This is a genomic window from Rhizobium sp. PK7-22 (genome assembly GCF_056530405.1).
The window spans coordinates 2431353-2451189 of record NZ_CP096514.1 but is presented as its reverse complement, the minus strand read 5'-3'; the positions used below and the strand labels follow the sequence as shown (position 1 = coordinate 2451189).

The window sequence follows — 19837 nt, the reverse complement described above, 5'->3', positions numbered from 1 at the left end:
CGTTTGGGATGTGCGTGTGTCGCGCCGACAGGCCCGAGGCTGCTACATGGACTGCAGCGACCAGTCGACGATCTCTGCGCCGACGGCGGCGAAAGCCGTGTTGAGAGCCGCCACGAAGTCGCGGTTCTCGGTTCCCGAGACCGGCACGCTTGCCCGGAACGCGCGCTGGGCACGGACGGTGCCGTTGCGGTCGTTGAGGACCTTCACGAAGATCTCGACATTGGCGACATCGGCGCCGCTGGTATCGACTTCAAAGGCGCGGATCTCGGTCACCACCTGGTAGTCGATCGCCAGGCCCTGCCCCGGCTGACCAACGCCGGCAAGCCGACCGCTGTTCTCGAAGGCTGCCGCAAGCTTGGCCTGCACCATGCGCGGCAGGTTGTCTCCCCACTGCGATTCCGCCAGATACTGGATCTCCGACGGCGACACCCGGACCACGACCTGGTCGCTCGCGATCGACTTCAGTGCCGTCGGCTCGGGTACCAGGATCTGCCGACCGCGCGCGGAGGGTCCCGTGCTGGAGGGTGTGATGGAAAGATCGAAGGTGTCATTGTTCGCCTTCGTGCCGCAGCCAGCCGCCAAAGCGGCGACCATCGGCAGCACCATCAGCGCGGCGGGGCGAAGCGGGCCCGTCTTGAAGAACGTCAAACCTGTCATGAGTATATAGTCCCTATCGCCGCGTTCTGCCGTCATATTGTTTGACCGTCTCGCCACCGAAGATCAGGCGCTGCGGGTTCTCATCGAAATTGGTGATCGTGCTGTCGAGGCTGCGGACGGTGCGCCGCGTGTCTTCCACCAGAGTCTGAATGTCGCGCAGGCCGGAGGCCGAGAAGCGCTGCAGGCTGTCTGCAATCGGACCCACGCGACCATTGATGTTGTCGGCGACCGTGCGGAAGGACTGCAACGTCCTGCTGGCTTCCGCAAACAGCGATTCGGAGTCATCGCCCGAAAGCATGGTGTCGACCTTGGCGAGGATGCCGTCAACGCGGGTCGACGCGTTGTTGAGCTTCTGCGCCAACTCCGTGAAATCGTTGATCGCCCGGTTGATGTCGTCGCGCTGGCCGGCGACCCCGTCGACGACCTCGCGGGCCGATGAAAGCGCACTGCGTGCGTCCTCGCTGGCCGCCGTCAAATTGTTCACCGCCGTCCCGACGTTCTGCGGGTTGATGGCGGCCATCAGGGTGTCGGCGCGTTGAACTACGGACCGCGCATCTGTCGTCACCTGCTGGAAGCTCGAGGATGCCGACCGGATGTTCTGGGCGATCTCGTCGAGATTGTCGGAGGCATTGGCGACATTGAGGCTGACGCGTTCGGCATTGGTGACGACCGCGTTGATCTTGTCCGCGTCAACCGCACGCACCAGTTCCTCAGCCGCAGCAAGCGTGGAGTCGACGCGCTGCGACACGCCCGTGAACGTCACGGAGAGCGCCGACATGCTTTCCAGGAAGTCGTCGATCGCACCTGCATTGCTGCTGAGCGATGCGGAGAAGACCTCGGCGTTGCGGATCGTCTGCGTCAGGGGACCGCGTGCATCCGCCACGAAGCCCTGCAGATCGCCAATCGCGTCATTGGCGCGCTCTAGGATCTTATCGGCGGTCGCCAAAAGGTTGGTGACGCTCGACTGATCGGCAATCAGCACCGCCGGACGGCCGGTATCGATCGCCTGCCGAAGGATGCTCTCTTCGCCCTTGTTGCCGCCGGAGAGCTCGATATAGGCAGCCCCCGTCAGGCCCTGCACTTCCAGCACCGCCTTGGTGGACGGGAAGACGGGCGCGTCGGCGCGCACTTCTGTGAAGGCGATCGAATACTGTGGGTCGTCCGGGTCGATGGAGAGGTTGCGCACCGAGCCGACCGGGATGCCGTTGAAGCGCACCGGCGAGCCGACCGAAAGGCCGTTTGCGGAGCCCGGGATACGGATTGCCAGCTCGGCCACCGGTCCACCGCGGCCCGACTGGGCCATCCAGTAGACGAAACCGAATGCGGCGGCGATCACCAGCAAGGTGAAGAACCCGACGATTGCGTAATTTGCTTTGGTTTCCATGGCCTCAGTCACTCTGTGCAAGTTGCGGAGCGTCCTGCTCCGTGGTCACCACGGAACGGGCCCGCTTGCCGCGGAAATAGGATTGAACCCACGGATCGTCGAAGGCGAACATATCTTCCAGCGTGCCTTCCACCAATACCCGCTTCTGTCCCAGCACGGCAATACGGTCGCAAACTGAAAACAGGCTGTCGAGATCGTGGGTTACCATGTAGACCGTCAGCCCGAGGGTATCTCGCAGCCGGGCGATCAGCATGTCGAATTCGGCCGCGCCGATCGGGTCGAGACCCGAGGTCGGCTCGTCGAGGAAGACAAGGTCCGGATCGAGCGCCAGTGCCCTTGCGAGTGCCGCGCGCTTGATCATGCCCCCGGACAGTTCCGAGGGATACTTGTCCGCCGCTTCCGGTGCGAGACCCACCATCTCGATCTTCAGATAGGCCAGTTCGTCCATCAGCGATTGCGGCAGGTCGAGATATTCGCGCATCGGCAGCTGGATGTTTTCCTTGACGGTCAGCGAAGAAAACAGCGCGCCGTGCTGGAAAAGCACGCCAAGCCTTGTGTCGAGAGCAACCCTCTGCTCGTCGGTTGCCTCGTCGTAGTCCGTCCCGAGGATCTTGATGCTGCCGGCGCGCCGCGGCAGGAGCCGCAGCACCGTGCGCATCAGGACCGATTTGCCGGTGCCCGAAGCGCCGACGAAACCGAGGATCTCGCCGCGATAGATATCGAGGTTGAGGTTGTCGAGCACGATGGTGGAGCCGAAGCCCACCGTCAGGTCGTGCACCGACAGGACAATCTGTCTTTCTTTCTGGGCTGCATCTTTTTGTGTTCCCGCCACGCGGTCGCTCCTAGAAATCGATCGCTGAGTAGAAGATGGCGAAGAAGGAATCCATGACGATCACGGCGAAGATCGACTTCACCACCGAGGCCGTCACGTGCTTGCCGAGCGACTCGGCACTGCCGCCGACCTTCATACCCTCGACTGCGGCGACGATGCCGATGGCGAGCGCCATGAAGGGCGCCTTGATCATGCCGGATGCCACCGAAGAATGGTCGACCGCCTCATGAAGACGTGCCAGGAAGGTCTCGAAGGTGATACCGGAATAGGTCCAGGTGACGACGGCGGCGCCGTAAAGTGCCGCGAAGTTGGCGATAATCGTCAGGAGTGGCAGAACGATGGTCAAAGCCACCAGTCTGGGAAAGATCAGCACGCCGACCGGGTTCAGCCCGATTACCGTCAGTGCGTCGATTTCCTCGCGCATCTTCATCGAGCCGATCTCGGCGGTGATCGCGCTGCCGGACCGGCCGGCGATCATGATTGCCGTCAGAAGCACGCCGACCTCGCGCAGCTGCAGGATGCCCACGAGGTCGACGACGAAGATCTCGGCGCCGAAATAGCGAAGCTGGAACGCACCCTGCTGGGCGATGATCGCCCCGATCAAGAAGGACATCAGCGCGATGATAGGCACGGCGCGGACGCCCATGTGGTCGATCTGGTTGACCACGGAGGCTGGCGAGATACCGCCGCCCTTGCCAAACTTCATCTGCGCGCCCCGGACCGCCGATCCGAGGATGTGCATGGCCGAGACCATGTCGCCGGCAATATCGGTAACGGCGCGTCCGAACGGCGTGAAGGCTCGCTCGAACAGCGAGGCCCGGGGGCCTGTTGCAGCCGCCGGCCTTGGCGCCCTTTCCGGAAGAACGCCGATCAGCTCGTCGATGTTGGCGGCGGCTCCCACCAGCGCCACATCGCGCCCCTGTGACTGCTTGGCGGTGATCAGGCGCCGAATCAGCCAGGCGCCAGACGTGTCCATCGCCTCGACGCCGGCAAGATCGATTTCGACCCGGCCCTGACCGGCGCTTTTCTCGATCTCGTCCAGCGTTGCCAGAACCTTGGAAATGCTGTGGTTGCGCCAATCGCCACGGGCGAAGAATCGTTCCCCATCGCCCCCGGGCGTCTGTTCGGCAGCCATTTCGGCGGCCCGGGTGTCGGCGTTCAATGCTGGCACTGGCATCTTTCGTGATTTGGGCAAACTGTGCGAAGCCGGCTCATTTGATCACGGGCGTCAAACGGCAATATAGACAGCTGCACGGGAATTACCACGAGAGGACGTTCAAAAGCATGAGCCGTAACCTTGAAGCCACAATCGAGACATTTCCTATCGCCGGGCTTTTCACCATCTCGCGCGGATCGAAGACCGAGGCGGAAGTCGTGACCTGCACGATCCGGGCGGATGGCCTGATCGGCCGCGGCGAATGCGTGCCCTACAGGCGCTACGGTGAAACGGTTGAAGGCGTGCTCGGTGATGTCCGCTCGGTCTGCGAAGCGATTTCCTCCGGTGCCGACCGCACCAGACTGCAGCAGCTCCTGAAACCTGGCGCCGCTCGCAATGCCGTCGACTGCGCGCTCTGGGATCTCGAGGCAAAGCAGGCGGGGCAGCCCGTGTCGGCACTTCTCGGCATCACGTCCCGCCCGCTGACCACCGCCTTCACGCTGTCGCTGGGCGAACCGGAGGCAATGGCTGCCGAGGCGACCGGACATGCGCACCGGCCGTTGCTCAAGGTGAAGCTCGGAACGGCTGACGACGAGGCCCGCATGCGGGCCGTCCGGCAGGCGGCGCCGCAGTCTGCCATCATCATCGACGCCAACGAAGGGTGGACGGACCGTAACCTCGAGCGCCACCTGACGATTGCGGAAGAGCTCGGCGTCTCGCTGATCGAGCAGCCGCTTCCGGCCGGTCGCGACGAGATGCTGGCGCGGGTGCACCGGGTCGTTCCGATCTGCGCCGACGAAAGCGTCCACGCGACGGAAGATCTGGAGGCGCTGCGCAACCGCTATGATGCCGTCAACATCAAGCTCGACAAGACCGGCGGCCTGACCGAGGGCCTGCGCATGAAGGCGGAGGCAAGGCGACTCGGCTTCCAGGTGATGGTCGGCTGCATGGTCGGCACCTCGCTGGCGATGGCGCCGGCCGTCCTGCTGGCCCAGGACGTGGAGTATGCCGATCTCGACGGACCGCTGCTCCTGGCCCGCGACCGCCAGCCAGGACTGCGCTATGAGGGCTCGACCGTCTTCCCGCCCACGGCCGATCTCTGGGGCTGAAGCCTGGCGGCCAGAATGATGGTGGCGAGACCAACAAGCGCGGCAATCGACATAGCCGGGAAACTTGCGGCGCCATAGTGTTTGTAGAGAACGCCGGACAGGAGTGTCGCCAGCGCCAGGAAGGCGCCGTTGTAGAAGAAGTAGATGCCCTGCATCGAGGACTCCTGCTCCTCCTGCACCATTTCCACCAGCTTGTGCTGCACCCCGATGTGCAGGAAGGTGAAGGTGAAGGCGTGCATCGACTGCAGCGCCAGATAGCCGGCAAAGCCGAGCGGCAAGGGAAAGAGCATCCAGCGGAGAACGCCGACCGCGCAGCCGAGCCGCATCATCGTCCAGGGCGTCAGCCGCCGGGCGATGATGCCGGAGGCGAAGAAGACGACAATCTCGGCGATCACCGCAGTGCTCCAGAGGATGCCGATTTCCGTTCCCGAAAAACCCTGCTCCTGCCAGTGGATGGCCCCGAAGGCGTAGAACATGGCGTGGCCGGCCTGGGCGATGCAGGCGCCGATCATCAGCAGGTGCAGGTCGAGCCGCCCCCATGCGCCCCAGGCGCGGCGCCTGCCCCGCGGTTCCGCCTCCGGGCCCTGCCGCTTGCGCCCCAGCCGCGGGGCAACATGGGCGGCCACGAGGGTGAAGGCGAAGGACAGTGCCGCGACAAGCGGCAGGATGCCGCCGCCCCAGAGCCCGATCAACTGCCCCATCAGCAGGCTCATGACGACGAAGCCGACGGAACCCCAGACCCGCAGCGAACCATATTGAAAGCCCCAGCGCCGCACTCCGCTCACCGCGATGGAATCGACGACAGGCACATAGGCCGCAAAGACTGCCGACTGCAGGCTGTAGATGATCAGCACCGGCCAGAAACCGGTCGCGACGAAGAGCGCGATGGCGGTCAGCAGCGACAGTCCGCCGGACCAGTAGAGAACATTGGCGCGCTCCTGCAGCCGATCGGCGATGGCGCCGACCACGGGTGCCGCGATGATCCTGACGATCATCGGCAGGGCGAGAATCACGCCGATCTCCACATCGCTGAACCGCAGCGAATCGAGCCAGACCGGGAAATACGGAAGGATGATGCCATTCACCCCGATCGGGGCGGCATAGGCCAAAGCGCATCGCAGTTGAAAGTGCCGGGGCGGCGGCGGTTCATGGGAATTGGCTGGCGTCACGGGAGCAACTGGATCCGGAGGGGTCGATCGGATCTATCATGCACCCTGCCCGCAGCCTATGGCACATTTGCCATGGGCAGGCACAATCGCCGCACTCAAGCGGCCTGCATGTCCTCGAGAACCTCGTCCTCGATCTGATGCAGCGTCGTCACGGCGGCAGGCTTCTGCCAGGTGATCATCTCCATCGTGCCGTCCTGCCGCTCGACCACTGCCGTGCAGCTTTCAACCCAGTCGCCGGTGTTGATGTAGCGGATGCCGTCGATGTCCTCGATGACCGCGTGGTGGATATGGCCGCAGATGACGCCGTCGACGCCGCTCTTGCGGGCTTCCTCGGCGACTACATGCTGAAACTCACCGATGAAATTGACCGCCTGCTTCACCTGCAGCTTGGCCCATGCAGAAAACGACCAGTAGGGCATTCCAAGCCGGCGGCGGATGGCGGCGAGCACCACGTTGAGGGCGATTGCCGCGTCATAGGCCCAGTCGCCGAGGTAGGCGAGCAGGCGCGCGTTGCGCACCACCACATCGAATTCGTCGCCATGCAGGACGAGATATTTCTTGCCGTCGGCGGCCTCGTGGATGATGCGGTCGGCCACTTCGATGCCACCGAAGTGCATGCCCGGGAAATCGCGCAGGAACTCGTCGTGATTGCCGGGGATATAGACGATGCGGCAGCCCTTGCGCGCCTTGCGCAGCAGTTTCTGCACGATGTCGTTGCAACCTTGCGGCCAGTGCCAGCTTCGCTTCAGCCGCCAGCCGTCGACGATATCGCCGACCAGGACGATCGTGTCTGCCTCGTGGTGACGCAGAAAATCGAGCAGAAGATCCGTCTGGGCGGCCTTGGAGCCGAGATGCACGTCGGAGATGAAGATCGTCCGGAAATGCCTGCTGTTCGCCATCACGGTCACTAGGTCCCCTGTTGTCTAACACTGCCGCAGCCCTTCCAAAATCAGACTCGTGTTTCAGGAGCATGACAATCGGGCTTGGAGCCGACCGGGACCTTGGCGCTGCCATGCCTCCCAAGGAAATTCTGCTGTTCCCGGGGCCCGATTGTTGTAAGGAGGACACTCAGACAGACACTCGACTAAAGACGAATAATCGGAGGCGCTCAGGGCATGCAGGACAAGGCGAACGAAGACGGCACCAACAAGTCCGGAGATCTCGACGAGCAGGCCCTGTTCTTCCACCGCTATCCGCGACCGGGCAAGCTGGAGATCCAGCCGACCAAGCCGCTCGGCAACCAGCGCGACCTGGCACTCGCCTATTCGCCGGGCGTCGCCGCGCCCTGCCTTGCGATTCGCGATGACCCCAATACCGCTGCCGACTACACCGGGCGCGCCAACCTCGTCGCGGTGATCTCCAACGGCACTGCGGTGCTCGGCCTCGGCAACATCGGCCCGCTCGCCTCCAAGCCGGTGATGGAGGGCAAGGCGGTGCTCTTCAAGAAGTTCGCCGCCATCGACGTCTTCGACATCGAGATCGACGCCAATAGCATCGACGAGATGGTCTCGACCATTTCGGCACTCGAACCCACCTTCGGCGGCATCAACCTCGAAGACATCAAGGCCCCGGAATGTTTCGAGGTCGAGCGCCAGCTGCGCGCGAAGATGAACATCCCGGTCTTCCACGACGACCAGCACGGCACGGCAATCATCGTCGCGGCCGCCATCCTCAACGGCCTGGAACTGGCCGGCAAGACGCTCTCGGACGTCAAGATCGTCGCCTCCGGTGCCGGTGCCGCGGCGCTCGCCTGCCTCAACCTTCTCGTCCTGCTCGGCGCCCGCAAGGAGAACATCTGGGTCCACGACATCGAGGGTCTCGTCTATCTCGGTCGTGAGACGCTGATGGACCAGTGGAAGGCCATCTACTGCCAGGACAGCGAGAAGCGCAGCCTGGCCGAAAGCATCGACGGCGCCGACGTCTTTCTCGGACTGTCGGCCGCTGGCGTCCTGAAGCCGGAACTGCTGGCCAAGATGGCCGACAAGCCGCTGATCATGGCGCTCGCCAACCCGACGCCGGAGATCATGCCGGAACTGGCGCGCGCTGCACGCCCCGACGCGATGATCTGCACCGGCCGCTCCGACTTCCCGAACCAGGTGAACAACGTCCTCTGCTTCCCCTATATTTTCAGGGGTGCCCTGGACTGCGGCGCCCGCACCATCAACGAAGAAATGAAGATGGCGGCGGTCAAGGCGATCGCCGCACTCGCCCGCGAGGAGGTCTCCGACGTTGCCGCGCGCGCCTATTCCGGCGAGACGCCGATCTTCGGTCCCGACTACCTGATCCCCTCGCCGTTCGACCCGCGGCTGATCCTGCGCATCGCGCCGGCCGTCGCGCGTGCTGCCGCCGAGAGCGGCGTCGCAGGACGCCCAATCCAGGACTTCGACGCCTACATGGACCAGTTGAACCGCTTCGTCTGGCGGTCCGGCTTCATCATGAAGCCGATCTTCAACGCTGCGAAGAATGCCGAGAAGAACCGCGTCATCTTTGCCGAGGGCGAGGATGAGCGGGTGCTGCGGGCCGCCCAGGTCCTGCTCGAAGACAAGACCGCCCGGCCGATCCTGATCGGCCGCCCGAGCGTCATCGAGGCCCGGCTGAAGCGCTTCGGCATCCGCATTCGGCCCGACGTCGATTTCGAGGTCGTCAACCCGGAAGACGATCCGCGCTACCGTGACTATGTCGACGACTACTTCGCACTGGTCGGACGTGCCGGCGTCAATCCGGAGGCGGCCCGCACGATCGTGCGCACCAACACCACCGTGATCGGCGCGCTTGCCGTCAAGCGCGGCGAGGCCGATGCGCTGGTCTGCGGCGTGGAAGGCCGCTACGACCGCCATCTGCGCGACGTCAACCAGATCATCGGCAAGCGGGACGGCGTCTGCGCCTTCTCCGGCATGAGCCTCCTGATCTCGCAGCGCGGCGCGATGTTCTTCACCGACACCTTCGTGACCTACAATCCGACGGCTGCGGAGATTGCGGAGATGACGATCCTGGCGGCGGAGGCCATCCAGCGTTTCGGCATCGTCCCGAAAGCTGCGCTCGTCAGTCACTCGAACTTCGGTTCGCGCGATTCCGAAAGCGCCCGCAAGATGCGCGAGGCGCTTGCGCTCGTGCGCCAGCGCGCGCCGGACCTCGAGGTCGATGGCGAAATGCAGGGCGGTTCGGCTCTGTCCGAACCATTGCGCAAGCGGGCCATGCCCGACAGCACGCTGACCGGCGAGGCGAACCTGCTGGTGTTCCCCAATCTCGACGCGGCAAACATCTCGCTTGGCGTCGTCCGCAACATGCTGGATGCGCTGCATGTCGGACCGATCCTGCTCGGCACGGCGCTGCCGGCCCACATCCTGTCGCCGTCCGTTACCTCCCGCGGCGTCGTCAACATGGCGGCGCTCGCAGTCGTGGAGGCTTCCAACCCCTGACGGTTCCAAAATTATGATAATCTCAACGGGTGGGTCCGATGATGGCGGGCCTGCAGACCGATCCACCCGGAGACGTTCATGAACACGCGCCTTGTCGCTGCCGCCCTGCTCGTCGTGCTACCCGGCGCGGCCGCGGCCGATCAGACGAGCCTCTGCCAGTCGCTCTACCGGCGGCTCGCCTCTGTGCCGACGGTGATCGGCAGCACGGCCGAGGTTCGCCGTCAGGCAGACGCTTTGCGCGAGCTGGACGACGAGATCCGCTATCTGCGCACGGAGATGCGCCGCTCCGGCTGCGGTTCGGGCAGCATCGTCTCCTTCGGACGGTCGGACGACGCCTGTTTCGAGATCACGGACGGGCTTCGCCGCGCGCAGGCTGCGCGCGAGACCATTCGGTCACGCCAGGCGTCCGGCTCGATCGTGCGGCCCAGCGGCGAGCGCAATGCGATCCTTGCCTCCATCGAGGCCAATCAGTGCCGCGATATTGCCACCGTGCCGCTGTCGGCTACCGTCGATCCAGGGGCAGACACTCCGGCCGTCACCACTCCGAAGCTCCCGCCGCCGTCCGGATCGAGCATCACGAGGATTTCACCCAAGCAACCGCCGGCAAGGACGGCCGCCGCGCCACCGCCACCACCGCCGGTCGAACGTCCCTATGAGCCCTCAAGCCAGGTCCGCAGCGTCGGCCCCACTTTCCTGCCCGACGACAGTGCGATCGATCTCGCCAACCCGGCAGCCGAGGGTGCGCAGTCGCGGCAATGACGGCTAGCGATTGCCCCAGCGGTCGCGAAAAACGAGCTCGTCCAGCGGCAGACGCTGACGCCAGCCCTTGGCCGCCAGTTCCGGCTGGTCGTAGAGCTCGCTGACATAGCCGAGGCAGAGCCAAGCGACGATCTCGACACGCTCTGGGATACCCAGCAGCGCCCGCACGTCGCGGTCGTGGAAGATGCTGACCCAGCCGACGCCGACCCCTTCCGCCCGCGCCGCAAGCCACAGGTTCTGGACGGCACAGACGGTGGAATAGACATCCATCCGCGGGTTGTGCGTGCGCCCCAGCACCACGGGGCCGGCACGGTCCGGATCACAGGTGACGCAGATGCTGAGCGGCGCCTTGCGGATGCCCTCCAGCTTGAGGCTGCGGTAGAGCGCCTGTCGCTCGTCCGAAAACAGCGCCGCCGCCTCCTCGTTGGCCTGCGAGAATGCGTCCCATGCGCCCTGCAGGACAGTCTGATCGCGGATCAACAGGAAGTTCCAGGGCTGCATGAAGCCGACCGAGGGCGCCGCATGGGCCGCCCCCAGCAACCGCTCGACGAGATCATCCGGCAGGGGGTCCGGCAGGAACTGGTCGCGAACGTCGCGGCGCGTCTCGATCGCCTTATAGACGGCGGTGCGTTCTTCGGCGGAAAACGGCGAAGCCGCCACCAGGCCTTGCGGTTCAGCAACAGGATCAGGTCGCATCGTCAATCCCCCTCGCATCGGCAGGCACGATCGGCCGGCGCCTGACGTACCACCCATGCCTCAGCGGCGACGGTGGGGCAAGCCTGTTCAGGCCATGGGGACGTATCGCACATAGGCGAACCGTTGACCGTCGGGTGCCCAGTTCGGCGAATTCATCGTCCCCTGCCCGCCGAAGATCTCGAACAGTGTCTCGGCATTGCCGCCGTCGGTGTCCATCAGCCGGATCCGGACATGCTGGTCGCGCGGATGGTCGAAGACCTCGCCGTCATAGGAGAGCACGATCAACCTGTCACCATGCGGTGACGGATGCGGAAACCAGTCGCCGTAGGGGCTGTCGGTAATCCGTTCGGACTCCCCACCCTCCGCCGGCACCCGCCAGATCTGCATGCGGCCGCTGCGGCTGGAGTTGAAATAGATCCAGCGGCCGTCGGCGGAATAGTCGGGGCCATCGTTGCGGCCCTCGCCGAAGGTCAGCCGCCTTTCTTCGCCGCCGTCGGTGCCGATGGTGTAGATGTCGAAGAGGTCGTTACGGATGCCGCAATAGGCGAAGTGTTGACCGTCCGGCGACCAGCCGTGCCAGTAGGACGGCAGGTTCGGCGTCACGAGCCGTGGCGCGCCGCCTGCAGCCGGCAGGATGTAGATCGCCGACTTGCCGAACTCGACCTTGTCGGAAACCGCCATCCATTCCCCGTCGGGCGAGAGGCCGTGGTCATTGTTGCAGCGGGTGGCAAAGCCGGTATCCACTGGCTCCGGCAAGGATTGGCCGTCAAGCATCAACCGATACATCCGGCCCTCGCTGTTGAGGAGCAGGTAGCGGCCGCAGGGCGACCAGTTCGGCGCCTCGAACAGTGCCTCCGTCTGGAAGACGGTCTGGCTTTCCCGCGTGCGAAGATCGTAGATCTCGATGGAGCTGCGTGGCATGGAGCGCCCGCCTTCTGCTGTTCAGGGCCCACCCTGCGGATAGCGGGGCAAACCGTCGTTCGGCAGATCGTAGAAGTCCGGCTTGTCGTCGCAATAGATGTGATAGCCCATCGTCAGCCCGCTCGGCTGGTCGAAGGCACCGGCGAGGATCGAGATCTTGTCGCTGCCCTCAGCCTGCCAGAAGAGCGCCGAGCCACATGTGGAGCAAAAGCCGCGGCGCGCGCTGTCGCTGGCGCGGTACCAGGCGAGTGTCGCCTCCTCCAGCATCTGAAACTTTTCCAGCGGGACATCGGTCGCCGCGTAGAAGAGCCCGGTCTGTCGACGGCACTGCGAACAGTGACATCCGATCACCGCGCGCAGTTCACCGCGCGTCTCGAATCTTACCGCGCCGCACAGGCAGCCCCCGAAATTGTGCCGATCCATCGTCTGCCTCCCGATCTGTTCGGTGACCAAACTAGAGCCGATGCGCCTGTCGTCAAATGCATTCGGCTGACGCTGAGCGTCAAGGAAACTATGCTCCGCGCCAACGAAAAATGGGCCGGCAAAGCCGACCCATCTCTCTTTTCTCGAGGCGTAAGCGATCAGCCGTTGACGACCATCCGCTTCTCGTCGCGGCCGCTCTTCATCCGCTCGGCGAGCAGGAAGGCCAGCTCCAGCGCCTGGTCGGCGTTGAGGCGCGGGTCGCAATGGGTGTGGTAGCGATCCTGCAGATCGCCGGCCGAGACGGCGCGGGCACCGCCTGTGCATTCCGTCACGTCCTTGCCGGTCATCTCGATGTGGATGCCGCCCGGATGCGTGCCTTCGGCGCGGTGGATCTGGAAGAAGCTTTCCACCTCCGACAGGATCCGGTCGAAGGGCCGGGTCTTGTAGTTGTTGAGCGTGATCGTGTTGCCATGCATCGGATCGCAGGACCAGACGACCTTGCGGCCTTCCCGCTCGACGGCGCGGATCAGCTTCGGCAGGTGGTCGGCGACCTTGTCGTGACCGAAGCGGCAGATCAGCGTCAGTCTTCCGGCTTCGTTTGCCGGGTTCAGCGTATCGATCAGTTGCAGCAGGTCGTCCGGCTGCAGCGAGGGGCCGCACTTCAGGCCGATCGGGTTCTTGATGCCACGGCAGTATTCCACATGGGCGTGATCGAGCTGGCGCGTCCGGTCACCGATCCAGATCATGTGGCCGGAGGTGGCGTACCAGTCGCCGGACGTCGAATCGACGCGGGTCAGCGCCTCCTCGTAACCGAGCAGCAGCGCCTCGTGGCTGGTGAAGAAATCGGTCTCGCGCAGGCTCGGGTTGTTCTCGGCGTTGATGCCGACGGCCTTCATGAAGTCCATCGTCTCGCTGATGCGGTCGGCGAGCTTCTTGTAACGCTCGCCCTGGGGGCTGTCCTTGACGAAGCCGAGCATCCACTGGTGGACGTTCTCGAGGTTGGCATAGCCGCCCATCGCGAAAGCGCGCAGCAGGTTCAGCGTCGCGGCCGACTGGCGGTAGGCCATCATCTGCCGCTCGGGATTGGGTACCCGCGACTCCTCGTTGAAGTCAATGCCGTTGATGATGTCGCCGCGATAGCTCGGAAGCTCGACGTCGCCGATCTTTTCGATGTTGGATGAACGCGGCTTGGCGAACTGGCCGGCAATGCGGCCAACCTTCACCACCGGCTGCTGCGCACCGAAGGTCAGGACCACGGCCATCTGCAGGAAGGCGCGGAAGAAGTCGCGGATGTTGTCGGCGCCATGCTCCATGAAGCTCTCGGCGCAGTCGCCGCCCTGCATCAGGAAGCCATTGCCTTCGGCGACGTTGGCGAGGTGCTTCTTCAGTCGGCGGGCCTCGCCGGCAAACACGAGCGGCGGAAAGCTGGCAAGTTGGGCCTCGGTTGCAGCCAATGCCGCCGCATCCGGATAATCCGGAACCTGCTGGATCGGTTTCTGCCGCCACGTGCTCGGGGTCCAGTTCTGTACCATGTCGCTCACCTGTTCTCGTCCCGGCGTCACTTCCCGGGCTTCCGTTCTTCATTTTGCGGCGGCTTATAAACCTTCCGCCCGGGCTTGCCTAGTATCATGGCGGAGCAAGCGGCACTGACTTCGGCCGACCTGACATTCCCTCTGGCAGCTAGATCCGCTCGCCGCCGCGTATACGGTAGGAGGGCTGGTACATGGTCACCAGCTCTTCGGAGGCCGTCGGATGCACCGCCATGGTGCGGTCGAAGTCGTCCTTCGTGCAGCCGGCCTTCAGCGTGATACCGAGCAGCTGCGCCATCTCGCCCGCGTCTTGGCCGAGAATATGGGCGCCGACCACCCTGCGGCTCGCCGCATCGACGATCAGCTTCATGATCATCTTCTCGCTCCGGCCGGACAAGGTCGCCTTCATCGGCCGGAACTCGGCGCGGTAGACCTCGATTTCCGGATACTTCCTGCAGGCCGCCTCTTCCGACAGCCCGACGGTGCCGATCTCCGGCTGCGAGAAGACTGCCGTGGCAATCAGGTCATGATCAGGCTTGGTCGGATTGTTGCGGAACTCGGTCTGGATGAAGCACATCGCCTCATGGATGGCGACCGGCGTCAGCTGGACCCGGTCGGTGACGTCGCCGAGCGCGTGGATGTGGGCGACGCTGGTGCGCGAATACTCGTCGACGACGATGGCGCCCTTTTCGTCCACCTCGACGCCAGCGGCTTCCAATCCCAGACCTTGCGTGTTCGGGTCGCGGCCAAGGGCCAGCATCACGGCGTCGACGGCCAGCCTCTGTCCTTCGAGCGTGCGCGCGATCAGACCGCCGGCCGGCGCCTGCTGCACCTCCTGGATGACGTCGGTGCAGATGATGCGGATGCCCTTCTCCTCCATCGCCCTGTGCAGCCCCTGGCGCATGTCGATGTCGAAGCGCGACAGGATCTCCTTGCCGCGGTAGATCAGCGTCGTGTCGACGCCCAGGCCATGGAAGATGTTGGCGAATTCCACGGCGATATAGCCGCCACCTGCGATCAGGATCGACCGCGGCAGTTCCGGCAGGTCGAACGCCTCATTGGAGGTGATGCAGAGTTCGTGTCCGGGCAGAGCCGCATGCGGATTGGCCGAACCGCCCGTGGCGATCAGGATGCGCTCCGCCGTCACCGTCTGGCCGGTCTTCACCAGCCGGATCGTATGGGCGTCGACGAGTTCGGCGCGGGTCTCCAGAACTTCTGTGCCGGCATTCTCCAATCCCCGGCGGTAGAGCCCTTCGAGGCGGGAAATCTCGCGGTCCTTGGCGGCGACCAGCTTCTTCCAGTCGAAGCTCGCCTCCCCCACCTGCCATCCAAAGCCGGCGGCATCCTCGAAGTGTTCGGGGAACTGAGAGGCGTAGACGAAGAGCTTCTTGGGCACGCAGCCGCGGATGACGCAGGTTCCGCCGAAGCGATATTCCTCGGCGATGGCCACGCGCTTGCCGAGCGAACCAGCAAGCCGCGCCGCGCGTACGCCGCCGGAGCCTCCACCGATCACGAAAAGGTCGTAGTCGAATGCGGTCATGGGAGGCTCCTTATCGAGACGATGGATCTCCGCCATATAAGGACACGGCTTGAAAAGCAAAAGCCCGGATCGCTCCGGGCTTGCTGAAAGGGGAAATCGCCGCGCAGTTACGGCTGTGCCGGTGCTCCGATTTCGGCAGTCGGAGCCGCGACCGCATCGGCATCGATGATCGTGCGCAGCTTCTCGGAGCTCTGGTTGGTCAGATCGCGCGAGATGCCGTTCGCCCAGATCTCTGCAGCCTTCGTCAGCTCACGTGCGACCAGCGGGCCGGTGGAGAGAAGCTTCTTGCCGGCTTCGGTCGCGTAGAAGGCGGAGATGGCCTTCAGTTCTTCCGGGGTGAAAGCCTTGGCATAGATCGTCGCGGCTTCGCGTTCCAGGTCGGCACGACGTGCGGCGAGTGCGAGCGCTTCCTCGTCGACGACGCGGGAAATCTCTTCCTGGAAATTCGGGGAGCCCTGAATGAACTGGGCCTTGAGGCGCTCGGCAAGTCCCGGCAGGATGTTGTCGTAGCGATTGGTCGCGTTGATGGCGGCGATCGCCTGGCGGGCGGCGTTCAAATGATCTTCGGAGATCTCCTGCGCGCGGGCCGGCATCGAAACACTGGCTGCGACGAGGACGGCAAGAGCGGTAGCGCGCCCGAGAACGGCGAAATTGATCATGGAAATAGTGCTCCTGTCTTTCATTGTGCCTTCAGCGTCCGCGCACCCGCCTCACCGGCGATGATGGCAAAGGACGCCAGATTGATGAACAGCCCGTGTTCGACAACACCCGGTATGGAATTCAGTCGGTTCGCGAGTGCCTCTGCATCAGGAATACGGCCAAAAGATGCGTCCAGTATGTGGTGTCCGCCGTCGGTTGTGAAGGGGTCCTCACCCGAGCTGCGGAGCTTGATGTCGCCGCTCAATCCAAGCTCGCCGGCCGCCCGCTCCACCGCGATTTGCGTGGCCATCAGACCGAAAGCGTTCACCTCGATCGGCAGCGGAAAGGCGCCAAGCGTATCCACCAGTTTGGTTTCGTCCGCAATGACAATCATCTGCCGCGATGCGGCCGCAACGATCTTCTCGCGAAGCAAGGCGCCGCCGCCGCCCTTGATCAGCCGCAGCTGCGAGTCCAGTTCGTCGGCGCCGTCGATCGTCAGGTCGAGTTCCGGCAGTTCGTCCAGTGACTTCAACGGCACGCCGAGATCGAGGCACAGGCGTGCCGTGCGCTCCGATGTCGGCACGCCCTGCACCTGCAGTCCTTCGGCAACCTGTTCCGCCAGCAAGCGAACGAATTCATCGGCTGTGGACCCGGTACCGATACCGAGCCGCATGCCGTCCTCGACGTAGGCCAGGGCTGCCTGCGCAGCCTTTATCTTCATTTCCCGGGCGTCCATGCGCCAGAAGCTCCCCGCTGTTTCGCCGAAGCTGTTTACACGCCTGTCCGAAGGAGGGAAAGTCCCTACGATTTGCATTTGGCCGCCCACCGCCCTAAGCCGACCCATCTGCAATTCATACCGCGAGGCATTCATGACGGCTCCCCTGGTGATCTTCGATCTGGACGGCACGCTGATCGATACGGCGCCCGACCTCGTTGCCAGTCTGAACCATACGATCGCCGCCGCCGATCTGGCGCCGGTGACCTATGAGGATCTGACCCATCTTGTCGGCCAAGGCGCGCGGGTGATGATCCGCCGCGCCTTCGAGCTGCGCGGCAGGTCGGTCGAGGATCTCGATGTCGAGCCGCTGCTGGCGCGCTTTCTGGCCTATTACAAGCGCGAGATGCCGGGGGCGAGCAAGCCTTATCCCGGCGTTGTGGAGGCCCTCGACCGCCTGACGGGAGCCGGCATGGCGATTGCCGTCTGCACCAACAAGCTGGAGGAGCTGGCGGTGCCCCTGATGGACGCGCTTGGCCTTGCCGATCGCTTCCGCGTGATGACCTGTGGCGACACCTTCCCGGTCAGGAAACCGGACGCCCGGCACATTCTCGGCACGATCGAACGCGCCGGCGGCGACCCTTCCAACAGCGTCATGATCGGCGACAGCATCAACGACATCCTGGCGGCGCGCAACGCCGGCGTGCCCTCGATTGCGGTCACCTTCGGCTATTCCGACGTGCCGGTCGCCACCCTCGACCCGGGTCATGTCATCGACCGGTTCTCGGAACTGACGGTGGACCTGGTGGAGGGCCTGATCGAACGCCACCGGTTTGCCGCCGCCGTCCCGGCACAGTGATGGAGCGGCCATAGAATGAAAAAGGCGGCCCGCGAGCCGCCTTTTTCTGTTTTTGGTGCGCAGCGCTTAGGAGGCGCGCGCCTGGCTGGTTGCTGCCAGCGCCTTCAGCGTTGCCGAATCGCGGTCGTAGACGTCGCCGAAATATTCGACCACGCCGTCCTTGTTCGGCCAAGCGGTGAAATAGGCCACATAGACCGGGATCTTCGCCGCAACCTTCTCGCCGGAATTCTTGCCCTGGGCGATCCTCGCGCCAACTTCCTGCTCGGTGATGCCGAGCACGGCCGCCGCCATCTTGCGCGGCTCGGCAAGGCGGACGCAGCCATGGCTGAGGGCGCGATTGTCGCGCTGGAAGAAGCTTTTCGAGGGCGTGTCGTGCATGTAGATGGCGTGTTCATTGGGGAACAGGATCTTCAGTTCGCCCAACGCGTTGTCGCTGGACGGTGGCTGGCGGACGGAAATCGCCTGGGTCGAACCGTACCAGTTGACGCTCGACGACGAAACCGGCTGGCCCTTGACCTCGACCTGATAGCCCATCCGATCGAGATAGGATGGATCCTGGCGCAGATGCGGCAGCATCTCGTTGATGATGATCGACTGCGGCACGCCCCAATATGGGTTGAACTCGACCGTCTCGATCTGGTCCTGGAAGAAATACGTCTGGTTGGCCTTGGAGCCGACGACGACGCGCATCGAGAACTGCTCGGCGCCCTTGTCGTGATAGGAAGCCCGGAAGGCGGGCTGGTTGATGAAGACATAGCGGTCGCCAAGGTCGGCCGGTAGCCAGCGCGCCTGCTCCATGGCAACGACGAGCTTGTCGATCTTGGAGTCAAGGCTGTCGCCAACGATGGCTCGCACGGTGGCAGGGCCAACCACGCCATCCGACTTCAAGCCGGCCTCCTCCTGGAATGCCATCACCAGCTCGACGAGCTCGGGCGTGTAGTCAGTGCCTTGCTGGTAGGCGGCGAAGGTCGCGGAATGGGTCTCTCTCAACGCTTCCGATCCGTTCTTGCGGATCGCCGCCACCAGGTTTGCCACCTCCGGGCTGCTCTTGCCGGGCTTCAGCAGCAGGTTTTCGGGAAGTGCGATGTGCTGCTGCTCTTTTCCCTGCTCCGCGCGAAGCTCGGCAAGCTCCGTCTTCAGCGCCAGGAAATGCGCGCCCTGTGGCGCCAGGCCTTCGAGATAGGCCGCGGCATTGTCGTCGGACTTCGCGAACGGCAGGACGAAGGAGAGCTTGACGTCCTTGCGCTTGAAATCGTGGTAGCCGGAAATCCGGTTGGGATCGATGCGACCGCGCACCATGTCCTGCGCAAAGGTCAGCGCCTTGGCCGAAAGCGCCAGCTCGAACTGCATCAGCGCCCGTTCGTGCGCGTCCGCCCCCATGGCCACGGCGTCGCTCGCCTGCGCCGAGACGGGCTGGACACTGGCCGTCATCAGCTCCGGAGCGTCAACCTGGTAGTCGGCGGGAACGAGACCGTAGTCGCCGGCCCGCTTGAAGAGTGCCAGCACGTCGCGCGCCTTGGCGCTGACGTCGCCGGCGGCAATCCAGATCGACGCGGTATTCTTGCCGTAGAAGGCTTCGAGCGCCGTCGCGATATCGGCAGGGGCCGAAACCGTCGCGTCGGCGAGGAAACGCTCAGGGCCGGTGGCGCTGGCGGAAGCAAATCCCGCAGTCTTGACAGCCCGCGCCGCATCCGGCTTGTAGACGTTGTACTTCGGACCGGCCACCTGGGGCAGAGGCTGGGGATCTACGTCGCGCGGCTCAGCAGCCTGACGGTAGGTCCGCACGCCCGGCAAGTCGTTGCGCGCCGGCTCCCGGCCGGGGCCGCCGCGAATGATATCCATCAGGGTGATGGCATGCGCCGGCGCCGTACCGGCTGCGAGCGTGGAAACGGCGGAAACGAGAGCCAGTGCAATCGAAGTTCGTTTGAATGTCATGTTGAATATTATCCCCGTCGATTGATTTGGCCATTCACCGGACTGGCTCACGCTGTAGCGGATCGCGTGGTGGATGAAAAGGAAGAGGCCCTTCG

Annotated in this window: 18 protein-coding genes; 4 read left to right on the top strand and 14 right to left on the bottom strand. The window is 64.2% G+C overall.

Going from position 1 to position 19837, the window contains the following annotated elements; all coding sequences use genetic code 11:
• Positions 1-42: 42 nt before the first annotated feature.
• From M1E10_RS16725 to M1E10_RS16710, 4 genes are read right to left on the bottom strand one after another with little or no spacing between them, the layout of a single operon-like run.
• A complete protein-coding gene (locus tag M1E10_RS16725) occupies positions 43-657 on the bottom strand; it encodes an ABC-type transport auxiliary lipoprotein family protein (protein ID WP_499173945.1) in 615 nt (204 codons plus the stop codon).
• A gap of 13 nt (positions 658-670) precedes the next feature.
• Entirely contained in the window at positions 671-2041 is a 1371-nt protein-coding gene (locus M1E10_RS16720; RefSeq protein ID WP_499173944.1) for an MlaD family protein, read from the bottom strand.
• 4 nt (positions 2042-2045) lie between these two features.
• Positions 2046-2873, bottom strand: a complete 828-nt coding sequence (locus M1E10_RS16715) for an ABC transporter ATP-binding protein (protein ID WP_499173943.1) — start codon at positions 2871-2873, stop codon at positions 2046-2048.
• A 10-nt stretch (positions 2874-2883) separates the two neighbouring features.
• On the bottom strand, positions 2884-4050 hold the full coding sequence (locus M1E10_RS16710; RefSeq protein ID WP_499173942.1) for an ABC transporter permease: 1167 nt from the start codon (positions 4048-4050) through the stop codon (positions 2884-2886).
• Between the two features lie 107 nt (positions 4051-4157).
• Here M1E10_RS16710 and dgcA point away from each other — a divergent pair, with 107 nt between their 5' ends.
• Positions 4158-5138: a dipeptide epimerase gene (gene dgcA, locus M1E10_RS16705; RefSeq protein ID WP_499173941.1), complete on the top strand. Its 981-nt coding sequence runs from the start codon at positions 4158-4160 to the stop codon at positions 5136-5138.
• On the opposite strand, the gene M1E10_RS16700 is transcribed toward dgcA, so the two are convergent.
• Positions 5090-6307 carry an MFS transporter gene (locus M1E10_RS16700; protein ID WP_499173940.1) on the bottom strand — a complete coding sequence of 406 codons (1218 nt, stop codon included), beginning with the start codon at positions 6305-6307 and terminating at the stop codon, positions 5090-5092. The genes dgcA and M1E10_RS16700 overlap by 49 nt on opposite strands.
• Before the next feature lie 95 nt (positions 6308-6402).
• A complete protein-coding gene (locus M1E10_RS16695; RefSeq protein ID WP_499173939.1) occupies positions 6403-7206 on the bottom strand; it encodes a UDP-2,3-diacylglucosamine diphosphatase in 804 nt (267 codons plus the stop codon).
• 216 nt (positions 7207-7422) lie between these two features.
• Here M1E10_RS16695 and M1E10_RS16690 point away from each other — a divergent pair, with 216 nt between their 5' ends.
• Both M1E10_RS16690 and M1E10_RS16685 read left to right on the top strand, forming a co-directional pair.
• Complete coding sequence (locus tag M1E10_RS16690; RefSeq protein WP_499173938.1) at positions 7423-9726, top strand: NADP-dependent malic enzyme; 2304 nt, start codon at positions 7423-7425, stop codon at positions 9724-9726.
• A 78-nt stretch (positions 9727-9804) separates the two neighbouring features.
• Positions 9805-10485: a hypothetical protein gene (locus tag M1E10_RS16685; RefSeq protein ID WP_499173937.1), complete on the top strand. Its 681-nt coding sequence runs from the start codon at positions 9805-9807 to the stop codon at positions 10483-10485.
• Positions 10486-10488: 3 nt separating this feature from the next.
• Here the strand turns inward: M1E10_RS16685 and bluB are convergent, their stop codons facing one another.
• The 7 genes from bluB to rpiA form a co-directional block, all read right to left on the bottom strand.
• Positions 10489-11181, bottom strand: coding sequence for a 5,6-dimethylbenzimidazole synthase (bluB, locus tag M1E10_RS16680; RefSeq protein ID WP_499173936.1), 693 nt, complete (start codon positions 11179-11181; stop codon positions 10489-10491).
• Between the two features lie 87 nt (positions 11182-11268).
• Complete coding sequence (locus M1E10_RS16675) at positions 11269-12102, bottom strand: TolB family protein (protein ID WP_499173935.1); 834 nt, start codon at positions 12100-12102, stop codon at positions 11269-11271.
• Between the two features lie 21 nt (positions 12103-12123).
• Complete coding sequence (locus M1E10_RS16670) at positions 12124-12525, bottom strand: GFA family protein (protein ID WP_499173934.1); 402 nt, start codon at positions 12523-12525, stop codon at positions 12124-12126.
• Positions 12526-12683: 158 nt separating this feature from the next.
• Positions 12684-14057, bottom strand: a complete 1374-nt coding sequence (locus tag M1E10_RS16665; protein ID WP_499173933.1) for a 3-deoxy-7-phosphoheptulonate synthase class II — start codon at positions 14055-14057, stop codon at positions 12684-12686.
• A 148-nt stretch (positions 14058-14205) separates the two neighbouring features.
• Positions 14206-15594 carry a glutathione-disulfide reductase gene (gene gor / locus M1E10_RS16660; RefSeq protein WP_499173932.1) on the bottom strand — a complete coding sequence of 463 codons (1389 nt, stop codon included), beginning with the start codon at positions 15592-15594 and terminating at the stop codon, positions 14206-14208.
• Between the two features lie 107 nt (positions 15595-15701).
• Positions 15702-16253 (bottom strand): DUF2059 domain-containing protein, encoded by a 552-nt coding sequence (locus tag M1E10_RS16655; protein WP_499173931.1) that lies wholly within the window; start codon positions 16251-16253, stop codon positions 15702-15704.
• Between the two features lie 20 nt (positions 16254-16273).
• A complete protein-coding gene (gene rpiA, locus M1E10_RS16650; protein ID WP_499177210.1) occupies positions 16274-16969 on the bottom strand; it encodes a ribose-5-phosphate isomerase A in 696 nt (231 codons plus the stop codon).
• A gap of 133 nt (positions 16970-17102) precedes the next feature.
• Between rpiA and M1E10_RS16645 the strand changes: the two genes are divergently transcribed.
• Positions 17103-17807, top strand: coding sequence for an HAD family hydrolase (locus M1E10_RS16645; protein WP_499173930.1), 705 nt, complete (start codon positions 17103-17105; stop codon positions 17805-17807).
• Between the two features lie 66 nt (positions 17808-17873).
• On the opposite strand, the gene M1E10_RS16640 is transcribed toward M1E10_RS16645, so the two are convergent.
• Positions 17874-19742, bottom strand: coding sequence for a L,D-transpeptidase family protein (locus tag M1E10_RS16640; protein WP_499173929.1), 1869 nt, complete (start codon positions 19740-19742; stop codon positions 17874-17876).
• Between the last annotated feature and the right edge of the window lie 95 nt (positions 19743-19837).